At 63.9% G+C, this 22080-nt stretch carries 26 protein-coding genes; 10 read left to right on the plus strand and 16 right to left on the minus strand.

The features are described 5' to 3' along the window. The first annotated feature begins 308 nt into the window (after nucleotides 1–308). On the plus strand, nucleotides 309–1277 hold the full coding sequence (locus QA640_RS13625; RefSeq protein ID WP_283041152.1) for a helix-turn-helix domain-containing protein: 969 nt from the start codon (nucleotides 309–311) through the stop codon (nucleotides 1275–1277). Nucleotides 1278–1509: 232 nt separating this feature from the next. On the opposite strand, the gene QA640_RS13630 is transcribed toward QA640_RS13625, so the two are convergent. Genes QA640_RS13630 through QA640_RS13640 form a run of 3 tightly spaced genes read right to left on the minus strand, consistent with a single transcriptional unit; the run spans nucleotide 1510 to nucleotide 4467 of the window. Next, nucleotides 1510–2436 carry a transporter substrate-binding domain-containing protein gene (locus QA640_RS13630; RefSeq protein WP_283041154.1) on the minus strand — a complete coding sequence of 309 codons (927 nt, stop codon included), beginning with the start codon at nucleotides 2434–2436 and terminating at the stop codon, nucleotides 1510–1512. Then, nucleotides 2433–2789 carry a cytochrome c gene (locus QA640_RS13635; RefSeq protein WP_283041155.1) on the minus strand — a complete coding sequence of 119 codons (357 nt, stop codon included), beginning with the start codon at nucleotides 2787–2789 and terminating at the stop codon, nucleotides 2433–2435. Before QA640_RS13635 ends, QA640_RS13630 begins: the two co-directional genes overlap by 4 nt. Nucleotides 2790–2802: 13 nt before the next feature. After that, on the minus strand, nucleotides 2803–4467 hold the full coding sequence (locus QA640_RS13640) for a methanol/ethanol family PQQ-dependent dehydrogenase (RefSeq protein ID WP_283041157.1): 1665 nt from the start codon (nucleotides 4465–4467) through the stop codon (nucleotides 2803–2805). A 320-nt stretch (nucleotides 4468–4787) separates the two neighbouring features. Between QA640_RS13640 and QA640_RS13645 the strand changes: the two genes are divergently transcribed. The 4 genes from QA640_RS13645 to QA640_RS13660 all read left to right on the plus strand — a co-directional run bounded on the left by QA640_RS13645 (nucleotide 4788) and on the right by QA640_RS13660 (nucleotide 7305). After that, nucleotides 4788–5180 (plus strand): calcium-binding protein, encoded by a 393-nt coding sequence (locus QA640_RS13645; protein ID WP_283041158.1) that lies wholly within the window; start codon nucleotides 4788–4790, stop codon nucleotides 5178–5180. A gap of 467 nt (nucleotides 5181–5647) precedes the next feature. Next, nucleotides 5648–5728: a pyrroloquinoline quinone precursor peptide PqqA gene (gene pqqA / locus QA640_RS13650; protein ID WP_035663753.1), complete on the plus strand. Its 81-nt coding sequence runs from the start codon at nucleotides 5648–5650 to the stop codon at nucleotides 5726–5728. A gap of 262 nt (nucleotides 5729–5990) precedes the next feature. Continuing rightward, entirely contained in the window at nucleotides 5991–6860 is an 870-nt protein-coding gene (locus QA640_RS13655) for a hypothetical protein (RefSeq protein WP_283041159.1), read from the plus strand. A gap of 211 nt (nucleotides 6861–7071) precedes the next feature. Further along, entirely contained in the window at nucleotides 7072–7305 is a 234-nt protein-coding gene (locus tag QA640_RS13660) for a hypothetical protein (protein WP_283041160.1), read from the plus strand. 11 nt (nucleotides 7306–7316) lie between these two features. Here QA640_RS13660 and QA640_RS13665 read toward each other — a convergent pair whose 3' ends face one another. The 5 genes from QA640_RS13665 to QA640_RS13685 are packed head-to-tail and all read right to left on the minus strand — an operon-like array spanning nucleotide 7317 to nucleotide 10970. Next, nucleotides 7317–7667, minus strand: a complete 351-nt coding sequence (locus QA640_RS13665; RefSeq protein WP_283041161.1) for a hypothetical protein — start codon at nucleotides 7665–7667, stop codon at nucleotides 7317–7319. Nucleotides 7668–7688: 21 nt separating this feature from the next. Then, on the minus strand, nucleotides 7689–8483 hold the full coding sequence (locus QA640_RS13670) for a pentapeptide repeat-containing protein (protein ID WP_283041162.1): 795 nt from the start codon (nucleotides 8481–8483) through the stop codon (nucleotides 7689–7691). Nucleotides 8484–8531: 48 nt separating this feature from the next. Then, nucleotides 8532–9260, minus strand: coding sequence for an ATP-binding cassette domain-containing protein (locus QA640_RS13675; protein WP_283041163.1), 729 nt, complete (start codon nucleotides 9258–9260; stop codon nucleotides 8532–8534). After that, entirely contained in the window at nucleotides 9250–9987 is a 738-nt protein-coding gene (locus tag QA640_RS13680) for an ABC transporter permease subunit (protein ID WP_283041164.1), read from the minus strand. Before QA640_RS13680 ends, QA640_RS13675 begins: the two co-directional genes overlap by 11 nt. A 2-nt stretch (nucleotides 9988–9989) precedes the next feature. Beyond that, entirely contained in the window at nucleotides 9990–10970 is a 981-nt protein-coding gene (locus QA640_RS13685; protein ID WP_283041165.1) for an ABC transporter substrate-binding protein, read from the minus strand. A gap of 86 nt (nucleotides 10971–11056) precedes the next feature. On the opposite strand from QA640_RS13685, the gene QA640_RS13690 reads away from it, so the two are divergent. Both QA640_RS13690 and QA640_RS13695 read left to right on the plus strand, forming a co-directional pair. Beyond that, nucleotides 11057–11416 carry a hypothetical protein gene (locus tag QA640_RS13690; RefSeq protein ID WP_283041166.1) on the plus strand — a complete coding sequence of 120 codons (360 nt, stop codon included), beginning with the start codon at nucleotides 11057–11059 and terminating at the stop codon, nucleotides 11414–11416. A gap of 388 nt (nucleotides 11417–11804) precedes the next feature. Further along, nucleotides 11805–11966: a hypothetical protein gene (locus QA640_RS13695; protein ID WP_283041167.1), complete on the plus strand. Its 162-nt coding sequence runs from the start codon at nucleotides 11805–11807 to the stop codon at nucleotides 11964–11966. 865 nt (nucleotides 11967–12831) lie between these two features. Here the strand turns inward: QA640_RS13695 and QA640_RS13700 are convergent. Together QA640_RS13700 and QA640_RS13705 are read right to left on the minus strand one after the other, a co-directional pair. Beyond that, nucleotides 12832–13656, minus strand: coding sequence for a quinoprotein dehydrogenase-associated SoxYZ-like carrier (locus QA640_RS13700; RefSeq protein ID WP_283041168.1), 825 nt, complete (start codon nucleotides 13654–13656; stop codon nucleotides 12832–12834). A 49-nt stretch (nucleotides 13657–13705) separates the two neighbouring features. Continuing rightward, nucleotides 13706–14626, minus strand: coding sequence for a quinoprotein relay system zinc metallohydrolase 2 (locus tag QA640_RS13705; protein WP_283041170.1), 921 nt, complete (start codon nucleotides 14624–14626; stop codon nucleotides 13706–13708). 144 nt (nucleotides 14627–14770) lie between these two features. On the opposite strand from QA640_RS13705, the gene QA640_RS13710 reads away from it, so the two are divergent. Beyond that, entirely contained in the window at nucleotides 14771–15655 is an 885-nt protein-coding gene (locus QA640_RS13710) for a substrate-binding domain-containing protein (RefSeq protein ID WP_283041171.1), read from the plus strand. A gap of 24 nt (nucleotides 15656–15679) precedes the next feature. After that, complete coding sequence (locus QA640_RS13715; protein ID WP_283041172.1) at nucleotides 15680–16243, plus strand: PQQ-dependent catabolism-associated CXXCW motif protein; 564 nt, start codon at nucleotides 15680–15682, stop codon at nucleotides 16241–16243. A gap of 20 nt (nucleotides 16244–16263) precedes the next feature. On the opposite strand, the gene QA640_RS13720 is transcribed toward QA640_RS13715, so the two are convergent. The 6 genes from QA640_RS13720 to QA640_RS13745 form a co-directional block, all read right to left on the minus strand. After that, nucleotides 16264–16566: a copper-binding protein gene (locus QA640_RS13720; protein WP_283041173.1), complete on the minus strand. Its 303-nt coding sequence runs from the start codon at nucleotides 16564–16566 to the stop codon at nucleotides 16264–16266. Between the two features lie 137 nt (nucleotides 16567–16703). Continuing rightward, nucleotides 16704–17318 (minus strand): hypothetical protein, encoded by a 615-nt coding sequence (locus QA640_RS13725; RefSeq protein WP_283041174.1) that lies wholly within the window; start codon nucleotides 17316–17318, stop codon nucleotides 16704–16706. Next, nucleotides 17315–18166 carry an ABC transporter permease gene (locus tag QA640_RS13730; protein ID WP_283041175.1) on the minus strand — a complete coding sequence of 284 codons (852 nt, stop codon included), beginning with the start codon at nucleotides 18164–18166 and terminating at the stop codon, nucleotides 17315–17317. The genes QA640_RS13725 and QA640_RS13730 overlap by 4 nt, the downstream gene beginning before the upstream one ends. Beyond that, nucleotides 18163–18972: an ABC transporter ATP-binding protein gene (locus tag QA640_RS13735; RefSeq protein WP_283041176.1), complete on the minus strand. Its 810-nt coding sequence runs from the start codon at nucleotides 18970–18972 to the stop codon at nucleotides 18163–18165. Before QA640_RS13735 ends, QA640_RS13730 begins: the two co-directional genes overlap by 4 nt. Next, nucleotides 18969–19928 carry a YVTN family beta-propeller repeat protein gene (locus tag QA640_RS13740; protein ID WP_283041177.1) on the minus strand — a complete coding sequence of 320 codons (960 nt, stop codon included), beginning with the start codon at nucleotides 19926–19928 and terminating at the stop codon, nucleotides 18969–18971. Before QA640_RS13740 ends, QA640_RS13735 begins: the two co-directional genes overlap by 4 nt. Nucleotides 19929–20122: 194 nt before the next feature. Next, a complete protein-coding gene (locus tag QA640_RS13745; protein ID WP_283041178.1) occupies nucleotides 20123–21304 on the minus strand; it encodes an ABC transporter substrate-binding protein in 1182 nt (393 codons plus the stop codon). A 129-nt stretch (nucleotides 21305–21433) separates the two neighbouring features. On the opposite strand from QA640_RS13745, the gene QA640_RS13750 reads away from it, so the two are divergent. Continuing rightward, nucleotides 21434–21937, plus strand: coding sequence for a DUF3280 domain-containing protein (locus QA640_RS13750; protein WP_283041179.1), 504 nt, complete (start codon nucleotides 21434–21436; stop codon nucleotides 21935–21937). Nucleotides 21938–22080: the final 143 nt, after the last annotated feature.

Consider the following 22080-nt stretch of genomic DNA (forward strand, 5'->3'; position numbering starts at 1 on the left):
GTAACCGGTTCGCAAACGGGAAACTTGCCCAAGAGGGAAGGGCATTTGCTTGACAGCGCAAAGGCCAGAACTTTTTGATTTTGCAGTAGCGAATTCAGCGGCTTCTGTGCTGCCTGGCGGCGGGCACCCGACTCAGGTTCCCCTTGACGGCGCTGCAACTAAGGCGGAGGATCATCAATCAAGGATGGCAGACGGAGCACTGGCGCTTGCTCCAAAGACCGCCCTAATTTGAGGTAAACGTCGCTTCATCGTGACAGGGGGCCTCTGGCGGCCCCATCACGATTTGAGTCAAATCAGTGGCTGGGATCATGTCCGACACAATACACACACTCAGCACGACCGGGCTGACGCCGAAAAGGCAGATCCAGAGCTGGGTCGACGGGCTGACCAGTCTGTGCGGCCATTTCGACGTCGATCCGCTGGAAGCATCATCGCTCGAGGGACGGATCGACTACACCACCATATCGCGCCTGAAACTCTGCCAGATCGAGGTTAGCCAGCATCGCATCGCGCACACGGATGCGCGCGCGAAGGCCAATGAGCATCCCTACATCAAGATCCATTTCCAGACCTACGGCATTTCCTATTTCGAGCAGGACGGCCGCCACATCGAGCTGATGCCCGGCGACATCATCGCCTATGACGTGTCCTGTCCGCATTCGATCATCAGCCCCGCCTTCACGCGGCACGATGTGGTGATCGTGCCGAAGTCGCTGCTGCGCGATCGCGGCTTCCCGTCGCAGCGGATGCCCGCCTGCAAGCTGTCGGCGCGCACCGGCATGGGGCGAATCGCCCACGACTTCGTCCACGCCACCTTCGACGAGGCCGCAAAGCTCTCGGCGAACAGCGCGGTCGGCGTCGCAGATTCGCTGATCGACCTCCTGCTGCTGCCGCTGCGCGAGGCCGACACGATGTTCGATCGGGTCGGGCCCGAGGCGATGTATGTGCGCGCCCAATTTTTCATCCGCGAGCACCTGCGTGATCCGGATTTGTGCATCGACCAGATTTCCGCCGAGCTCGGCTGCTCCAAGCGCTATCTGCACATGCTGTTCAGCGAACGCGGCACGACGGTGAGCGACTACATCTGGCAGGCCCGCCTTCAGAACTGCCGTCAGGAGCTCGAGGCCCACGTCGGCAAGACCATCACCGACGTCGCCTTCTCCTGGGGCTTCTCGAGCTCGTCACATTTCAGCCGCGTGTTCCGGAAGTACTTTGGCGTCGTGCCGTCGTCGATCCACAAGGCACAGCTGAACGCCGTTTCCTCTGAAGAGCATTAGCTGCGGCTGCGCGGCGTCCGCTTCATCGGTCGCAAATGAGCCTCTCACGACAAAGCTCGTGACGGCCCGCCGCCCTTCTGAATGACACGCCAGACAGTCTCCTCGGCCTCGCCGCGATGAGGCCGAACGTGCCGCCCGTGATCACGTTGACCACGCACTGCTCGACAATTCCGCTTGGCCCCTCCGGCGAACGACGCCGCAAGGCGATGAAGAAGCAGCGCAACGGATGTCGTCACCTCTGGATGATCTGCTTCCAGACGTCGCCGAGGATCGCGGGCTCGCGCGGCGGCAGGTAGGTGAGCCCGGCCTGCTTGCCAAACTCGGCCATCTTGCCTTCTGCCATGAGTTCGGCAAGCGCCTTGTTGACCGCAGAGATCAAAGCGGGATCGCTGGAGAGCCCGACGTAGCCGCGATTGGCGGCGATCGGATAAAAATAGCCGGACGCGGTGATCGCAGTGTCGGGATGGGCGGCGCGGTGGGCGTCGAAGCGGGCGAGGTCCAGCAGTGTCGCATCATAGTCGCCGCGGTCGAGCGCGCCGAGGAGATCGTCGCGGCCGGGGACGAGATGGGTGATGCTGTCGATCAGCCGCCCTTTGTCGAAGGTCATCAGAATGGCGTCGCCCAGCGATCCGCTTTCGATCACGAGGCGGAGACCTGCGAGGTCGCCGATGTCGCTGATCTTGCGATCGCGCGCCTTCGGACCGAGCACGACCGTCATCGGCGAATGGATGTAGGGCTGACTCGGCGCGAGCACGCCCAGAGCGACACGGCGCCGACGGTCCTCGCGGGTGGCGCCGTCGAAATCCGGAAGCCTTGCCGTCTTCATGCCGGGCACGACGAGGGAATCGCGGGTCAGCGCGTAGCTGCCGACCAGCGCGCAGCGTCCGTCCGACAGCAGCGCGTTGGCCTCGAGCTGCGGGCTCGAATCCTCATCCAACCTGCTTTCGAACCACTGGATCTGGAGCGGCCGGTCGAGCCGCTGCGCGATCGCCTGCGCCAGCGTCACGTCGAAGCCCGTGCCGGGCTTGCTGCGGTGATGCACGGACAGCGGCGGCCGGTCCTCGTCGAGGCATACTCGCAAGGGATCGGCCGCATCGGCGATTGTTGTGAGAATCGCAAACATCGCGGCAAGGCCGAACGCTCCAAGCCGAAGTCTCATGGCCGTCTCCGGCTCGAAATGTAGGCCCAGAGGTCGGTGATCTCGTCCTCGCTGAGGATGTCGCCCCACGGCGGCATCTTGTTGTTCTTGCCGTTCTTCACCGTGGTGACGAACCGCGTCTTGTCGTCGGGGAAGGCGCGCAGGTCCGGCGTGATGGTGCCGGAGTTCATCATGCCGGGGCCGTGGCAATGCGAGCATTTTTCGGCGTAGGTCGCCTTGCCGTGGTCGATCTGCGCCTGAACGGGATTGCCATTCGGTTCATCCGCGGCGCGGACGATCGCCACCGACGCAACAGCCAGCCCCCCGACGGCGGCGAGTGTCGCCGCCGTCCTGATCAAAGTCTCTTTCAGCACGTCGAACCCTTGGTTATTGCTTGATCGCGAAAACCCACAGGGAGCCGCCGGGCGGCACCTTGGCGAGCCGCTCGTCACCGGAGAACAGCGAGTAGACGCCGCCATAGCCGCTTGTCACCGCGACATACTGCACGCCGTCCTGTTGCCAGGTCACCGGCTGTCCCTCGATGCCGGAGCCGGTCTGGAACTGCCAGAGCTTCTTGCCGCTGTCGGCATCGAAGGCCTCGAACTCACCGGTAAGCGAACCCGTGAACACCACGCCGCCCGCGGTCGACAACACGCCGGAGAAGCGCGGAATGTCGCTGGCCGCTTCCCACTTCGCCTTGCCGGTCAGGGGATCGATCGCCTTGAGATGGCCGCGCGGTCCGTCACCGAACTCCCAGGGATCGGTGAGATCCATGCCGAGATACCATTCACCCTGCTTGAAAGTGACCGGTTCGGCCTTGTACTTGCCGCCGAAGTTGAGCGTGTTGGCGTAAGCCAAGCCGGTCTGCGGATTGAACGACATCGGCTCCCAGTTCTTGCCGCCGAGGACCGACGGATAGACCGTGACTTTCTTGCCCTCGCGCGCGTCCCTCGCGACATCAGTCTCGATCGGCCTGCCGGTCTTCATGTCGACGCCGGTCGCCCAGTTGACGTTCACGTAGGGATTGGCCGCGAGCAGCTTGCCGTTGGTGCGATCGAGTACGTAGAAGAAGCCGTTGCGGTTGGCGTCCATCAACACCTTGGTCGGCTTGCCCTCGACGTTCATGTCGGCAAGCACCATTTCGGCGACCGAATCATAGTCGAACGGATTGTTCGGCGAGAACTGGTAGTGCCACTTGATTTTGCCGCTCTTTGGATCGAGCGCCAGCACCGAGCAGGTGTAGAGATTGTCGCCCGGACGCACCGCCGCGTTGAACGGGCCCGGATTGCCGATGCCCCAATAGACCGTGTTCAGCTCCGGATCGTAGGAGCCGGTGATCCAGGTCGAGCCGCCGCCGAGCTTCCAGGTATCGCCCTTCCAGGTGTCGCCGCCCGGCTCATCCGGAGAGGGGATCGAATGGATGCGCCAGAGGTGCTTGCCGGTCGCGGGATCCCAGCCGTCGATGAAGCCGCGGGTGCCGAACTCGGCGCCGGAGATGCCGGTGATGACGACGCCGTCGGCCACCAGCGGGGCCACCGTCATCGAATAACCTTCCTTGATGTCCGCGGCCTGCGCGCGCCACAGCTCTTTGCCAGTCTTGGCATCGAGCGCGATCACATTGGCGTCGAGCGTCGTGCGGAAAACCTTGCCGTCGTACAGCGCCGCGCCGCGATTGATGATGCCGCAGCAGACGATGCGCGGTGTTTCGGCGGGATACTCGACCTTGGTCTTCCAGAGCTGCTTTCCAGTCTTGGCGTCGACCGCCATGGTCGCGTTGTGCGAGGTCACATAGATCACGCCCTGGTACACCAGCGGCTGCGATTCCTCGCTGCGATCATCGTTGAAGCTGTAGTTCCAGACCGGGACGAGGTTCTTGATGCTGTCCTTGTTGATCTGATTCAGCGTCGAGAAGCGCTGAAGATTGTAACCCATCCCGTAGTTGAGAACATTCGATGTGTCTGACGCACCCTTGTTGAGTTGTTCTGTGGTCTGGGCATTCACACCCGTCGACGCAAGCATGACGAGGCTCGCGGCCATCGCAAAGCGTTTCATCCGTTCCTCCCAATGTGCGCGCCTTTTGACGCTGCAGTCGCAACACTCCGATGGAACGCAAAATGCGTCAACACGAAAGTCGGAAACGCGCTGCCGAATTGTTGGACACCGGGTGGCAGTTACCCCTGGTAAACCGCTCGCCGTTTCGCACCGCATACAAGGGTGCCGGCACGAAATTCCGCGGCACGAAGATCGTCCCCGCCACGTCTTCGCCAGCTTTGCGTGTGCACGACGAGCCGCGTAGACTTCGAATCATGGTGCCGGTTGGCGACTATTTCGATTCCATTGGCCAGCCGGGTGCTCTAGCCGGGAGGTTTTCGATGATATCGCGTCGATCCATTGCATTCGCAGTTGCAGCCACATTGCTCGGCGGTCCGGCCTGGTCGGCATCGCCAAACGCCATCAAGATGTTCGACACGGACAATGACGGCACGCTCGATCTCGCCGAGGTGAAGAAGGCCGCGGCCGCGGCCTTCGCCAAGCTCGATCCTGATCATGACGGCACGCTCGACGCGCGCGAGCTGCGCGGACGGTTGACCCCCAAGGAGCTCGCCGCCGCCGATCCGGATCACGACGGAACGCTGACGCTCGACGAATATCTCGCCGTCGTGGAGCAGCGTTTCAACGCGGCCAATCCCGACAAGGATGGAACGCTCGACGCCAAGGAACTGAAGTCGCCCGCAGGACGTGCCCTGCTGCGCCTGCTCAAATGAGCGCGCAACTGCGGCTTCAAGCTTGCGTCCTGTTTGTTGGCGCGCCGAGAATGACGCGAGCCAGCATCCGCTGACAGTACGATGAATCGCGCCAGCGGTGAGACGGCTGCGTCGTCGGAAGATGCGCAGCGGCAGATGCAGAGTCAGCCGACCGCGGCACAACGCGCCGAAAGCGCAATGGCCGATCCGCAAACAGCCGGCAAGGGTTGTTGAAGGTGCGCTGACATCAGCCGACATCGGTGTCGGGAAGATCTCCCGGCGGTTCGGACTCGGGAAAGTCTCCCGATGCATCGCACAAGGCTGCGCGGGCTTGTCCAAAAGTGAAGATGCTTTGCCCCAGAGAGAACTAGTTCGCGAGGAATCGAACAAGAAATGTTCGGCGCGAGATTACATGCTTGCGTGATTGGCGATGCAGCCCTAGGTTTCGCCTCGCGCGATGTCGCGCTCAATACCTTGGGAGACCCCGAATGGCTTGGAAAGCTCCGAAGATCGTGGAAGTGTCGGTCGGCATGGAAATCAACATGTACGCCTGCGCTTCGCGCAAGTAAGACGACCATCCTGACGACCTGCCGCGGCTTCAACGGCCAACACCGTTGAAGCCGTGGCGGTGTCAGCGAGTCCCGATGTCTCCACACGCGCGTCGGATTGAACGCTCTCCTCCCTGAAGTCGTGGTGGCCTGAAGCCGGGCCGAGCCGGCTTCGACAGTCACGCTCCAAAATCTCGACTCAACGGCCGCCGCACTGTGTTACGCTGCCCCTTGGTCAGCGCTATTGCCGCTTCTGGGGCGGCGCGCGCTTGCGGGAGCGGGGATGCGGCGGATTGCACTGGGCGGTTTTATTGTCGTCGCATGCGGTTTCGCACTCGCGCCGTTCTGCACGCATGCCGAGGAGGGATTTGATACCGAGCACATCTTTGGCTTCATGATCGGATCGGATGTCGGCAATCCCGGCGAGCGCGAATTCCAGAGCCAGACGACGGGGCGGTTCGGGAAGGGCGGCGGGAGCTATCGCGCGGTCGGCCAGGAAGTCGAGATCGAGCTGGTGCCGCTGCCGAACTTCCGCGTCGAGATCGGCAGCACTGTCGCGCTGCATGACATCACCGGCGTCCCCGATATCGATGACCGCCGTCAGCTCAACTTCCAGGGGTTTTCGCTCGACCTGCGCTATCGTCTGCTCGATCGCGAGACTGCGCCGTTCGGGATGACCATCGCCGCGGAAAGCCATGGCGAGCGGATCGACGAAATGACGGGCGCGAAGGCGCGCAGCTACGGCACCGACTTCACCCTCGCATTCGATCGCGAGATCATTCCGAATTTCGCGATCGGCGCGCTCAACCTGATCTATCAGCCGGATTGGACGCGGTTCGAGATTCCCGACATATCCGACAAGAGCTCCACCCTCGGCGCGGCGTTCGCCGGTATGATGCGCGTGGGTCCGAACATGCTGCTCGGCGGCGAGTTGCGCTATTTCCGGCAGTATGAGGGCATCGGGCTCGGCGACCTCGCCGGCCAGGCGCTGTTCGTCGGCCCGACCGCCTATTTCCAGCTCTCCGAGCGCTCGCGCCTGACAGCAAGCTGGAGCACGCAGGTGTGGGGACGCCCTGCGGGAACGGGCGCCAATCTCGACCTCGTCAATTTCGAGCGCCACCAGGCGCGATTGGTGTTCGGCGTCAATTTCTAGAGCATGATCCGGAAAAGTGTGAAGCGGTTTTCCCTCGCGACAAACGCGGAATGCGTTTGCGCGGAGATCATGCTCAAACAACAACCTAAAGCGCGATGCCCAGTCTCATCGCGCTTTAGACCCGGTTCCGCGCTGCTTTCTCACGCCGGTTTGAAACTTCCGGCGGCGCCGGGCGTATGCTATCTCTTGGCGACTATGAGGGATTTCAGACATGAATCCGATTGACCTGATTGTGACTGTCTGCGCGGTGCTTTCGCCGGCGACCTGCGAGGAGCAGCATCTGGTGTTCGCCTATGGCGGCTCGCCGGCGCAGTGCGCCATGGCGGCGCCGCCCTATATCGCGCAATGGGTCGGCGAGCATCCGAAGTGGCAGGCCGTGCGCTGGCGCTGCGAATATCCGCACGGCAACGACCGTGCGGATGCGGGCGGCGCAAAGCCCGCCTAAGAGTCGCCGCGCTATTTGGTGCAGTCCTTCAGGTCCTTGTCGGCAATCGAGAACACCGCGTCCGCTCGGATCTCAATATCGCGGACGACACACTGCCGCGAGTTGGGATAGCTGACCTTGGCATCATAGCGGCCGGGCTCGACGCCGGTGATGCGCAGCCGCTCGTCATGGTCGACCTCCTTGTCCTTGTCGTTCAAGGTCTGGTTTGGTCCCCACTCGGTCTTGCCGGCGGGCGAGAGCTGGAAGCCGGAAATGGTGTCCGAAGTCAGATTCCAGAGCCGGATGCCTTTGCCCTTGCTCTGCGCGGCGGCCTCGCCCGCACATGCCATCACCACGATCAAAGCCAGACACCAACGCATCATCAGCCGCTCCTCCTCATGCCGTCATTCTCTGATGACGCGCTCGAGGTTCCTTGCCTTGTCGAAATTCTTCGCGCGGTCAAGCCCGATCGGCGCGATCAGCTTCGTCGAGACGAGATCGGCGCCCTCGAAATCGGCGTCGGTGACGGTCGCGCCGCTCAGATCCGCGCCGCCGAGCTGGGCGCCCTTGAGCGAAGCGCCGGTCAGGTCGGCGCCCTTGAGCACGGCGAATTCGAGATCGGTGCGCGACAGGTCGGCGTTGCGTGCATTCAGTCCCGAGAGCTTCGCCGAGCGCAACACCGTCCGCATCAAGCCCATCGACTGGTTGCGCATGTCGGCGCCGAGCTGCGCGTCCGCGATGGACGCGCCAATGAGGCTTGCGCCGGAAAGGTCGGCGGCGATGCGTGCCCCGGTCAGATCGGCGCCGTCCAGACGAGCGCGCGCCATCTGCGAGGCGAACAGATTGGCGCCCTTCAGGCTTGCGCCGGTGAGGTCCGCCTCCAGCAGCCAGGCCTGGTCCAGGATCGCCCGATCGAGCCGCGCGCCCGCGAGCTTCGTCTTGTTGAGCCGCGCCGCGCGTAAGATGGCGCCGGAGAGGTCCAGGCCGGAGAGGTCGAGGCCCGACAGCCGCTTGCCGGTGAAATCGGCTGGCGCTGCCGCGCTCGCTTTGGCCAGCACGGCTTCGACCTCCGGCCTCGTCATTTCGGCCGTGACCATCGCCGGCGAGGTGAGGTCGAGGTCGCGCATCATGTCCTGCGCGTTTGCCGCAGACGCGACGAGCGCGAGACCGAACATCGTCAGGGCGACCGTTCGCTTCATGATCAAACTCCGCCGCCGGACCGTTTAGCACGTCAGCGTACGGGACGACTACGAGGCATCGCGCCCGGCGCGCTCGCCTTGCGTCCGCCGCACGAGGCCGGCCTTGATCGCGGCGATCTCGGCCTCGCCCCGCGCGCCGCGGGGGATGCCGATGGGCACCTCGGCCAGGATCCGCGCCGGCCGCGGCGACAGGAAGAACAGGCGGTCGCCAAGGCGCACCGCGTCGTCCAGGCTGTGCGTCACCAGGAGCGTCATCACCGGCCGGCTTGCGACCAGCGTTGCGATCTCCTCCCGCAAGCGGCCGGCCAGCGCATCATCGAGCGAGGCGAGGGGTTCGTCGAGCACCAGCAGGTCGGGCTCGACGGCGAAAGCGCGGGCGAGCGCGACGCGACGCGCAAGCCCGAGCGACAGTTCGCCGGGATAATGGCTGCGATGGGCTTCCAGCTCGAGGATCTTGAACAGTTCGGAAAGCTTGAGGTCGTCGACCTCGGGCGCCGCCAGCCGCACGTTCTGCTCGACCGAGCGCCACGGCAGCAGCCGCGGCTCCTGGAACACCATACCGATGCGCGCGTTCGGCGGCCGCCTGATGTCGCCCCGGAAATCGCGGTCGAGACCCAGGATGATGCGCAGCATCGTGCTCTTGCCGCAGCCGGACGGGCCGACGAGGACGCCGACCTCGCCCGCGCCGAGCGAGAACTTGACCGGGGCGAGCACCTCGTGCGTCCCACCGGCCGCGCTGGTGAAGGTCTTGCCTAAAATGTCGACTTCAAGCCGCACGGGGCCGCCACCGGGTTGAGCGGGTTTCAAACGGCTGCACCAGCAGGGTTTCGATGACGAGCACGACGGCGGCAAAGGTCAGCGAATAGGCGAGCAGGCGCGGGGTGTCGAAAAGCTGGAAGGCGACGCCGATCTCGAAGCCGACGCCATTCGGCCGTCCCAATAATTCGGCGACCAGCACGATCTTCCAGACCAGCGACAGGCCGGAGCGCGCGGCGGCGGCGACGTAGGGCGCAAGCTGCGGCAGCACGACATGGCGGAAGGTGCGCCAGCGCGACATCGCAAACACACTCGCCATCTCGTCCAGGGAGCGGTCGAGCGCCTTGGTGCCCTCGCGCAAGGTAACCACCGCGGTCGGCAGCTTGTTGATGGCGATCGCCGCGATTGCGGCGGCTTCGGTCAGCCCGGCCCAGATATAGGCGAGCACGATCACGACCAACGCGGGCAGGTTGAGCAGCAGGATCAGCCAGGGATCGCCGAGCCGGTCAGCGAGCTTGTTCCGGCCCATGAGATAACCGATCGCGCTGCCGAGCGACATCGCGAGCACGAAGGAGAGCGTGACGCGCGCCAGCGTCGCGCCAAGATGCAGGAACAACGCGCCGGAGGCCGCCTCCGCGATCATCACGTCGAGCACCGCAGGCGGCGAGGGCAGTTTCGCCCCGCCGACGAACAGGGCGGCGATCCACCAGATCGCGAGAAACAGCGCAAACGAGACGAGACGCAGCAACGTCAGTCTCCGCCGGATGCGTGATAGAAGGTGCCGGGATCGAGATCCGGTGCGGGGCCGACCAGGTCGCGGCCACCGACCTCGGCAAGCACGCGATAGAGCACGCGCGCATCGGCCTCTTCGTCATCGATGCTCCGGTGCGGAATGCCGTCGCGATAACGGTTGCGATAGGTCTGGAGCAGGGTGGGATCGCTGGTGCCGGTCAGCGGTACGACCTTCTCCCATGCCGCATCCGAGGTCGTCAGCAACTCCTTGGCCTTGCGCGTCATTGCGATGAATCGCGTCACGACGTCGCGGTGGCTCGCCGCCCAGCCTTCGTCGAAGACGTAACCGACAGCGGCGACCGGTCCCTTGGCGCCGAGCTTGGGGAGAATCTCCTCGATGCCGGCGAGGCGGCGAAAGCCCTTGGCCTCGAGCTGGGCGCAGAAATTCCAGAAATTCAGGCTCGCATCCATCTCGCCGTCGAGCGCCTTGGCGGCGAGCAGCGGCGGGGCGCCATAGACGATGCTCGCGTCCGATTTGAGGTCGATGCCGTCCTGCTTCATCCGTGCCTGTAGCAGCAGCCAGCTCTTGTCGATGGCACCGCCGGCGACGCCGAGCTTGCGGCCCTTCAGGTCCGCGAGCGTTTTGATCGGCGAAGAGGCCGGCACCATCACCGCGCCCAGCGCGCTGGAATAGGGATAGAAAGTCAGCTTGGCGCCGAGCGCGCGCTCGCGCGACACCCACAGCCAGTCCGACAGCATGATGTCCGCATTGCCGGCGCGCATCGCGATCCTGCCGGCCTCGGTGCTCGCAAGCTCGGTGACCTCGAGCGACAGATTGGCGGCCTTGTCGAGGCCTTGGTCGCGGATCGCAGCCAGTTCCCAGGAGAATGTCCCGGTTTTCTGAACCGCGAGGCGGATTGTGTCCGCAGCACGGCCGGTCCCGCCTTGCGTCAGCGCGAGAGCGATCGATACGGCCAATGTTCGAACCAGGCGTCCCATCACTTCCAGGCCATTTCCTTAAGACGTGTGCTTTTCAGGACAATAGGCATAGCATAGTTTCCATCGCAACCAGCGGGAGGACGGCCATGATCTCAGCACGACTGCCACGACCGATCCTCGCCGCGTTGGCCGTGCTCGCCGTCACCGCGATGGCCGCGCGGGCCGAGGAGGCCAATGATTACCCGACCGCGGCGCGCGCCGAATACGTCTATGGTTGTATGAAGGCCAATGGCGAGACCCGGCAGGCGATCGAGCAATGCTCCTGCTCGATCGACGTCGTCGCCTCGATCGTGCCCTATGAACGATATGTCACCGCGGAAACCGCGCTCAGCATGTCACAGGTACGTGGAAACCTCGGCACCCAGTTTCGCACCTCCGAGCTGGCGACCTCGGCCGTCAACGATCTGAGGCGCGCCCAGGCCGAGGCCGAGGTAAGGTGTTTTTGATGCTTGCAGCACGGGCGGTGCTTTCCCTTCTGCCCCCTTGTGGGACAAGGTGGCATAGGCGGCCTTCGGCCGTGCCATTCTTTAGAGACGCAGATGCTTCGCATCGGCTATGGCGCCGGATGAGGGGTATCGATCGGCACGCTCGGCTGAAAGAGGATCGCCCGCGGAGAGAACCGCTCACCCGTCTCGCCGCCGCGCGTCGATCTACCCTCTTTGACAACCCGATCTCGCTGTCCGGTGGCCGAAAGGCTAACTATGCTGCGACAGAGTGTTTTCCCCCGCTCGAAAACCGTTACAATGTGCTCGCGCTGGATTTCAGAGGGCTGAGCTAATGCCGATTTATCGGTTGCTCCAAAACCTCCCGATGGGGCCGGAGGAGGTTAACCGTATGACGACGGCTTTCGAGAAAGCGCTGCGTACCATCGGCATCAAAGACCGCAACGACCCTATGGCCGAGATGATCGCGAAGAAGGTCGTCGAGATCGCGCAAACCGGCGTGCGAGACCCGGTTGAGATTTCCGCGCAGGCAGTCCGCGAGCTTGGCATGTAGTGAGCCGGGGGATGAGGCGAAGGCGTTGCAACGGCCACCGGATGATGCGCGCAGGCCCGTGACGCGCGGTGCGGAGAAGGAAGATCGAGCCTATCATCTCGATAGATCGAGATCGGGCAGAGAACTCGATCTTCACCGCGCGGGTTCTTGCGCGCGGGTTCTTGGCGGTAGCTCGTATTCGCTCTACACAGCGACTATCGCCTTAAGCACAATGAAGCGAGATCAACATCGCAAATGGGCGGACATGTCGAGCCTCCCGTCGCTTCGACATGGTGAGACTTACACGCAATCATCATGGCGCGCGATGCGGTTAAGGCGAGGCGCGGTGTGCCTAGCCTCATAATCTCAGCAGCCCGACAAGAGGTTGTTCGGCTACGTCCTATCCGGAGGGGTCATCATCGTTTTGATGCTGAGCAAGCGCCTCGGGCCAGCCGGCCCCTTCCAGCGGCTGGAGAGGCATGGCGGGGCCGGTGGTCCGATGGGCTGGCGCACGGAGCGCGCCCGCACCGCCAAGCTAAGCCAAATCGGGCGCTCCTGATGTTACTTTTGGGCGGAATGGGCGTAATTGTAATGTTCCCCGCGAGGAACGGGAGCCGCAATGAGGGACATGCAGGCTCGCGTTCGGCGATGATGCTGGCAGAAAATCTGCAACCGTAAAGGCGACCGTCACAAAGCAAAATGGCCGCAGATTGCTCTGCGGCCCACCGGAATGAAGTATTTTTCCGTTACCTAAATTGCCAGCCCCGGTGCGAACCGCGTCGTAGCGCGAATTGAGTTGCAATGTAATCCGCACGTATACGGTAAGTTGAAGCTCGCAGAACGACGAGCGCTATGGCCGCACGGTTCAGGGGAACGCAGCACCCCATCACGTCCCCGGCTTCTCGACATCCCATTCGTTCCGGAACTCGTGCCCGTCCGTATCCTTCGCCTCGGCGCTAAAATGCTTCGCGCCGTTGGAGACGTAGGTGAAGCGGATGTTGGGATCCTCCGAGATCGAGATGCCGCCTTCCACCGCGAGCACGAGGCTGCCGCCCTGCCACAGCTTGAGCTCATTCACGAAGAAGGCGGGAATGTAGAGCTGCGTGACCTGATCCATCTGCAAGCCGGAATTGTTGGGATGGCCGATCATGATCTGCGCCTCGCGGATCCGGCTGGCGGGCGCGTCGTTGGCGCGCGCGAATTGCCGGTAGCGCATCTGGCCGAGGCGATTTTTGGCTTCCTCGGCATTCTTCACGGCCGGCGCCGAGCAGCCGCCGGACGCCTTTACATAGGTCTTGCTCACATAGAGCTGCCCGTCGCTGAGTTCGGCGACGGCGTGGACATCGGTATAGTTGTTGACGCGCACGCGCGTCGAGATCTCCGAGACATTGGCATCGAGCCCGAGCGCGAACTTCGCCGCCATCGGCGCCGGGTTGCGGTCGATCACCAGCGTGATCGCGCGGATCCGGCGGCTGTCGCCAGGCGAAAGCTTTGCGCGCAGCGTGACCGGCACGATGGCCGCATCTTCCGCACGATGGGGCATCTCGATGCCGATGACGTCATTGCCGTCGTTCATGGGACGGTTGTTGAAGATGTCCTGTACGAGGCCCGGCCAGGGATCATAGGCCTCCTCGGCACGCGCGGGCAGTGCGGCGAGGGCCATGCCGAGCAGCGTGGCCGCAAAGGTCAGGCGAAACGAATGTTTGATCATGCGCGCGGCTCTCGCGGAGACGAAGCAGGGCGGCAACGTAGCGCGACCGCTACTCCCATTCAATTTCCGAAAATGCTGCGGTTGCGTTGCGGGCATTGTAGTCGTCGAACAATTGCCAGCGCCCACGCTCGCTTGCGCCCGCCTTGTCCGCGGCCGCCCGGATCGGCTCGCCCTTCTGATTGAGCGCGCGGACATCGGCGAGCAAGGCTTCCAGGTAGCGTCGCTCATCGGCGAGCGCTGCGGGCCAATCGCTCACGGGACCGTGACCGGGAACGACGCGTTGCGCCGGCAAGCTTTCGAGTTGCTTGAGCGCACCGAGCCAACCGCGGATGCTGCCATCCATGACGGGAACATGGTCGAGGAAGACGAGATCGCCGGCAAACAGCGTTTTGCTCGTCTCGTCCAGCACCGTCAGGTCATTGTCGCTGTGCGCGGCCGGCCACGCCTTGAGGGCGAGAGTGCGCGATCCCAGGTCGAGCTGCAACGTGTCGGTGACGAGCAGCGTCGGCGGCACGATTCTGACGGGATCGATCAGCTCTGCGCCCATGGTGCGGCGGAAATTGTCCAGATAGAACGGCCCGCGTGTCGCAAGTGCCTGCGGGAGCTTGGCATGGCCGACGAAGCTCGTGCCATCGCGCATGAAGGCTTTATTGCCGAAGACGTGGTCGGGATGGCCGTGGGTGTTGATGACGTAGCGGATCGGCTTGTCGGTCCGCGCCCGCACGGCGGCGAGCAGCGCCTCGCCCTCGCGGACGCTGCCGCCGGTGTCGATCACCGCGACCGCGTCCTTGCCGATGACGAAGCCGACATTGGCGATGGCGCCCTCGTTCTCGAAGTTCATGAGGGCAATTGACCCTGCGTGCACGAAAATTCCGGGGGCGACTTCGCTCACAGGCAATTCAGGCGGGGTTGCGCGTGCTAGCGTCGGCAGCAGGACGAGCACCGCGATCATCCGAGCGACATGCGCCATTTTTACGCCTCAGTTCCGATCGTCGCGCGGCATTGCACTGCAACAAGTCGAGTCATCAAGCGAAGTCATCCAGAAACTTCGCAAACCATGGCGCGTAACGTGATCCATGGCTAGCATTCGATCAAGAAAGCGGGAGGAAGCGCGATGACGGAAGCCGGACGACATCGTCGCTGGTTGTTCTCGGTGTTGGCGATTGCTGCACTATCTGTTGCTGACGGCGCCGCGCGCGCACAGACCACCGACAGCGGCGATCTCTCGTTCGAATTGGTCGATCCAAAAGTGCTGCGCGTCTGCGCCGATCCGCGCAACCTGCCGTTCTCCAACGAGAAGGGCGAAGGTTTCGAGAACAAGCTTGCGGAATTCTTCGCCGACAAGCTCCAGAAGAAGCTCGACTACGTCTTCTTCCCGCAGGCGACCGGCTTCGTGCGCATGACGCTGGGCGCGCATCGCTGCGACGTCATCATGGGCTTTCCACAAGGCGACGATCTCGTCCAGGGCACCAATCCGTATTACCGCACCTCCTATGCGCTGATCGCCAAGGCCGGCAGCGGACTCGAGAACGTGGACACGCTTGAGGACGAGCGGCTGAAGGGCAAGCATATCGGCATCATCGCGGGCACGCCGCCGGCGACCAACATGGCGATCGCGGGCCTGATGACGAACGCAAAGCCATATCCTCTGATGATCGACACCCGCTTCGACAATTCGGCGCAGGCGATGGTCGACGATCTCACTGCAGGCACGATCGATGCCGGCGTGCTGTGGGGCCCGATGGCCGGCTTCTACGCCAAGAAGGCGACGCAGCCGCTCCATGTCACCCCGCTGGTGAAGGAAACCAGCGGGCCAAAGCTCGTCTATCGCATCGGCATGGGCGTGCGTCCCGCCGACCAGAACTGGAAGCGGCAGCTCAACCGTCTGATCCAGGAGAACCAGGCCGAGATCAACAAGATCCTGATCGATTTCGGCGTGCCGCTGCTCGATGAGAGCGACCGGCCGCTCGGCGCGGAGACCGCCAAGAAATTGCCATGAGCTCATCGCCATGAGCACGTCGCCATGAAGCGGCATCTTGCCGCTGCGCTCGTTGTCGCAGCGATTCTGGCGCCGACGCTCGCGCAGCAGCAGGAGCCGTTCGAGCCGGATGGCTATCGCACCGACAATTACCGCGCGCCGGTGCCGCCGACGCTGGCCGGCGCGCGCGTGCTGACAACGGCAGAGGCGGAAGCGATCTGGCGCGAGAAGCGGGGCGCCTTCATCGACGTGATGCCGCGGCCGCCGAAGCCCAGGAATCTTCCCGCGGGCACGGTCTGGCGCGATACGCCGCGCTTTGACATCCCGGGCAGCATCTGGCTGCCCGATACCGGCTACGGCACGTTGCCGCCGGCGATGGACGACTATTTCCGCCGCGGCCTCGAACGCGCCTCGCACGGCAGCAAGTCAGCGCTGCTGGTTATCTACTGCCTCGCCGACTGCTGGATGTCGTGGAATGCGGCCAAGCGCGCGCTTGCCCATGGCTACGCCAACGTCGCCTGGTATCCCGAGGGCACCGACGGCTGGGAACGCGCCAAGCTGGTGACATCAGAAGCGCAGCCGGAGCCGCGGCCGGACGAAGGCAGATAGCCGGCCTCGGCGAGGCGCCGCTACTTCGCCTTTTGCAGCTTGGTGATGGTCTTGGAGCCGTTGGCGTCAGTGGAGAAGCTCACGCGATCGCCAGCATGGACGCTCTCGAGCATGCCCGCGTCCTTGGCCTTGAACTCCTGCACCGGGCCCGTCGCACCGCCATTGGCGCCGACCGTACCGCCCTGCATTTCCTGGATCGAAATGGTGCTGTTGAGCCGGTCGATCTTTGTGATCATTCCGTTCATGTTGTCTTCGGCGACAGCCGCTGACGCGAGCATGCCGATGGCTGCAGCGCTGGTGAGAAGACGTCTTGCTGTTCCCATCGAGGCCTCCCGGCGTCTAGGATTCACTTCGACAAGACATCCTAGATCGATTTGGTTCCGGCCGACAGTGCGGCAAAGATTAACGAATCCCGCCGGTAGTGGGAACCTTGCTCGCACAGGCGTCAGCGAGGCTGACACTATTCCAGTTCCTGCTGGATAACGCGTCCGAGCGCGAACAGCCGCTGATCGATCGCGGTCGGCACCTCGCAGACGAAGCGAACCACCTTGCGGCGGTCCTCGAAGATGCGGGTTTCCCAGATCAGCTGGTTGGACAGCGCGTCGATCTTGGCGTCGTCGCGTGGAGCAGCATCCTGCAGCCTCTGGAGCTCGATGGTGTCGTCGCGGATCCTGTCGGCGGCCTCGCGCTGCTTGCGGGTGACGCGCTCGAGCCCGTTCATGACCGAGGAGCGCTGGGCGTTGAGCGTGTCGAACAGGCCGGCGAACAAGAGCTTTGCGTTCGTGGTCTTGTCGGAGGCGGAGCTTGCCAAGAACTCCTTCACGGATTTTTCGGCGTCGTCCAGCGGCGTCTTGCGCGCCGCCAGTTTCGACACCAGCGCGCCGATCTTGGCATTGTCCTTCCACTTGTCCTGGACGTCGTCGAGTGGCGGGCCGGCCCAGACCGCGGCGAGCGAGACCTCCGGGACTTTCGCCTGCGTGCAGGGCCAGTCGGGATAGCGCGGATCGGCCGCCTGCGAGGCCGCGGTCGATGCCGCGAGCGCCACAGTCGCTATGGCCACGATCCGAAATCTCATCCTTCGCCTCCCGCGGGCCCGCGTCGCGCCAGCCCTCGCGACGGATCATAGGCATAGATCGCGCCGATCATGAAGACGATTGTGCAGGTCGCGATCACTGACAGCGAGACCCAGTTGATCTGTCCATAGAGCGCAAAGCGGATCAGCTCGACCGCATGTGTGAACGGATTGGCCTGGCAGACATAGTAGAGATACGGGCTGCCTTCCTGCACCCGCCACAGCGGATAGAGGGCCGATGAGGCAAAGAACATCGGGAAGATCACGAAGTTCATCACGCCGGCGAAATTTTCGAGCTGCTTGATGCCGGAGGAGATCAGCATGCCCAGCGATCCCAGCATCAGGCCCGACAGCATCAGCGCCGGCAGAACCGTGAGGTAGCCGAGCGGCGGCGGCGTGATGTCCCAGGCCCAGGCGATGATCAGAAACGCGTAGACCTGCAAGAGCGACACGGCAGTGCCCGCGAGCAGCTTGCAGAACAGCAGAAACCAGCGCGGCAACGGACTCACCAGGAGCGTACGCATATTGCCCATCTCGCGGTCATAGACCATCGAGAGCGACGACTGCATGCCGTTGAAGAGCTGGATCATCGCCATCAGCCCCGGCGCGATATAGACCTCGTAGAGGATGTAGGTCTCGTAGGGCGGGATGATCGAGATGCCGAGCACCTGACGGAAGCCGGCGGCGAAGATGAACAGCCACACCAGCGGACGCACCAGCGCGGAGACGAAGCGCTCGCGCTGGTGCAGGAAGCGCAGGCCCTCGCGCCAGACGATGCCGGTGAGGCAGGTCATGTAGGCCGACAGCGGGAAACCGCGCGGCGCGGCGTCGCGCGTGGTGATGCTGCTCATGCGCCGCCTCCCGGCATCACTTGCGCGCCGGTGAGGCGCATGAAGGCGGAATTGACGTCCTGCGCGCCGGCCTCTGCGATCACGCGGCCGACCGGCCCCTTCGCCAGCACCTTGCCCTGGTGCAGCACGACGAGATCGTCGCTCGCCGTGATCTCGTCGAACAGATGCGTAGCCCAGAGCACGCCGATGCCTTGTTCGGTCACGAGCTGGCGGACATGGCGGATGATGTCGGCGCGGGCCTTGACGTCGAGGCCGACGGTCGGCTCGTCCAGCAGCAACAGGCGCGGCCGATGCAGGAGCGCGCGCGCGATCTCGAGCCGCCGCATCTGGCCGCCCGAGAGATCGCGCACCTTGTTGCCGGCACGGTCGGCAAGGCCGATGCGGCCGAGCAACTCGGCGCTACGCGCGGCAGCCTCGCGCCGGCTGATGCCGTGGAGCGCGGCGTGGTAGAGCAGGTTCTGCGTCAGCGAGAGGTCGAGGTCGAGCGTGCGCGGCTGGAACACGACCCCGAGTAGCCGCAGCGCCTCGCCGGGATTTCGGCTGACGTCATGGCCGAAAATGCCGACGCGGCCGGTCTGGATGCCGAACAGGCGCGTCACGAGCGAGAACAGGGTGCTCTTGCCGGCGCCGTTGAGGCCGAGCAGCGCCGTGAAACTTGCGGGCGCCACCGTGAAGGAGACATCGATCAGCGCGCGGCGCGGCCCATAGGCGTGGCTGATGCCGTCGATCGACAGCGCCGGCAGCGGGGCTGGATCAGGTCGGGCCGCGCTTTCGGCCGGCGCGGCGATGGGTGCAGGTGTCGTCATGGCGAGATCGTAATGCCCCAGGGCAATTCGCCAACATGGATAGTCTTGATCACTTTTTGCGCGGCGACGTCGATGACCGAGACGTCGTTGGAAATCCCGTTGGTGACCAGCAGATATTTCTCGTCCGGTGTGAAGTCCATGTGCCAGACGCGCTGCCCGACCAGCAGATATTTCGTCACCTTGTGCGTGACGGCATCGACGACCGCGACGCGGTTGGCGGGCCCGAGCGCGACGAAGGCCGTCTTGTCGTCCTTGGTGATGCCGATGCCGACCGGCTGGATCGCCTCGCGCCGCAGCCCCGGTATTTCGAATGGGACCTTGCCCGTCACTTCGTGCTTGACGGGATCGATGATTGACACCGTGCCGCCGATCTCGGAGGAGACCCAGAGCTCCGAGCCGTCGTGCTTGAACTGGGCAAAGCGCGGCCGCGAATCCACCAGCACGTTGGCGACGATCTGGCGCTTCTCGGTGTCGATGAAGTGCGCCATGTTGGTCGTTTCCGACGTGTTGATCAGGATCTTGCCGTCGGGGCTCACGGTCATGCCTTCTGGCTCGACGCCAACCTGGATATCGCCGATCCGCGTCCGTTTCTGAAGATCGATCACGGTGACGGTGTTGTCGTTTTCGTTGGCGACATAGAGCACCTTGCCGCTCACATCCTGAGTGAAGAGTTCGGGATCGGGACCGGAGGGCAGGGTGTCGACGATCTGCTGGGTTTTGGCGTCGATCATTTGGATGGTGTCGTCGTCGCCGACCGCGACCATCACGAACTTTCCGTCCCGCGTGAACTCGATGCCGCGCGGGCGCTGCCCGACCTTGATGGTCTTCGTCACCGTCCAGGTGTCGGTATCGATCACCGAGACGCTGTTGCCCTTCTCGTTCGAGACATAGGCGATGAACGCGCGCGCGGGCGCCGCGGCAAGCACGAGTGCCACGGGCAAGGCTGTCCCCAGCATGCGCAAGGTCCGTCCGCGCGCTGTCTTCACCTCCCACGCTCGCGAAGGTCGTATCGCATCGTGAGATGCGATACGGGAGAGGGCTCGCTCCTCTTGGGGGATCTTCGTCGCGGAGATACCCTCTCCCCATCCCTCTTCCGCAAGCGGGAGAGGGGGTGCACCATCTCTGCAGCGACTCCATCGCATCAGAATGCTCATTTCAACTTGCATTTGCTCTCCGGGCGATCGTAGCCGAGCGTATCGAGCTCGGAGACCTGGTGCAGAAAACCTTCCTGCGGCGACACCGACACCACCATGCGGCCGTCGACCAGGAGAATCGGCTGGCGAAGCTGCAGATTCCAGTCTCGCAAGGTCAGCCGCGTGCCCTTGAATGCGGCCACGGAAAAATCCGGCCCCTTGATGAAATCGATGACCTTCTTGACGTCGCCGGAATTGGTGCGCGAGGTCGCTTCGCCGATCATGCGCGCCGCTGTCCAGGCCTGCATGTCCAGCGCCGTCATGCGCCGCGAGTTCAGCTTCATGAAGCGGTTCTGCATCTGGATGGCACCCCATTGGTCCTGCGCGGCATCCCAGCTGCGCGGCACGAGGCCGGCGGAGCCCGCGACGGGCCGCGGATCCCAGGTGCGGTAGGGCAGGTAGGCACCGAACACCTCGCTCTCGTCGGCGGCGACCAGCACGTCATAGGCGGGCGCCTGCTGGGTGAAGACGGGCATCTGCCGCTGAATCAGCGTCACGCCGGAATCGGTGCGGCGGGCGCCCCCGGTGTCCTCGAACGTGCGCTCCTGCACGATCTTGGCGCCGAAGCGCGTGGCGGCGCGGCGCAGCGCATCGGCATAGAGCTTGTCCTCGTCATGCGAACCGACCACGAGCAGCCAGCGCGACCATCGCTTCCACACCAGGTATTGCCCAAGCGCATCGGCCAGCATCGCGCGCGTCGGCGCCACATGGATGACGTTGGCGCGGCAATCAGTCTCGCGCAGCCGCTCGTCGATCGCACCCGCATTGAACAGCAGCGTGCCGCGATCGCGCAAGCCGTCGGCGACTTTCAGAAGCGCGTCCGCCGGCAGGTCAGCGATGATCAACCCGTTGTGCTCGGCGAGCGCAGTCGCGGCCTGGACCGGATCCTCGCCTTCTTTCAGCCGATGCTCCTCGAGCTTGAAGCGCTGGTTGAGGAATTTGCCGGTGGTATTGTTGTCCTCGACGGCGAGCCGCGCGCCGGCGACGCCGTCATTCTCGGCGGGCTGCTCGACCAGGGACAGGGTCGATCTTGTGCCGGCGACGCCGAGATAGCCGATCCCGATCTCGGTGGGGTCGGCCGCGAGCGCCTGCGTCACCGCAACACTGACGCCGATCAGGCCGGCCAACCATCGGCTCATGTTTCCTCCTTGTCATCCTCCCCGGCTTAGGTATCGGTGGAGGCATTTCCCGCCTTGAAACATGACCGATTTGGCTTAGCTTGCAACCCCGCATTTCGTCATCGCGATGAGAAGGAGCAGGTCACGATCATGCGAGCGCTTTTGCTGGCCGCCTTATTCGTGTTGACCGCTACGGCCGCGTTCGCCGATCCGCCGAAACTTGTCGTGTTTGATTTCGAACTGATCGACACCAGCCTGCCGGGTGAATTCTACGGATCGAAACCGGAGAACGAGCGCATGCTGCGCATCGGCGATCAGTTGCGCAAAGAACTTGCGCAGTCAGGCAGGTTCCAGGTCGTGGATATCGCGCCGGTCAGTGATGCGGCCCGGCACAGCAATCTCCAGGCCTGCGGTGGCTGCGACGTCACGCTGGCGGGGCAGTTGGGTGCCGATCTCGAAATCACCGGCGTGGTACAGAAGGTCTCGAATCTGATCCTCAACCTCAACATTTACCTGCGCGACGTGCACACCGGAAATCTCGTCACGGTGGCCAGCGCCGACATGCGCGGCAACACCGACGAATCCTGGTCCCGCGCCATGAGCTACCTGATCCGCAACCGCCTGCTCGCACCGAACTACGGCAAGCCGGAGTAGATCTTCGCCTCGCGCTCCGTGAGGCGCCAGGAAACGGGTTCCGCGTCCAGGCTGCTGGCGCGCCGCGCGGGTGGCGAGATTTCCACCCATGAGCCTTGTGCGACCGGCGATGAAGGCGTGTAGCGAGTCCAAGCCTTCGCCCA

It is taken from the genome of Bradyrhizobium sp. CB82, assembly GCF_029714405.1.
Lineage (GTDB): Bacteria > Pseudomonadota > Alphaproteobacteria > Rhizobiales > Xanthobacteraceae > Bradyrhizobium.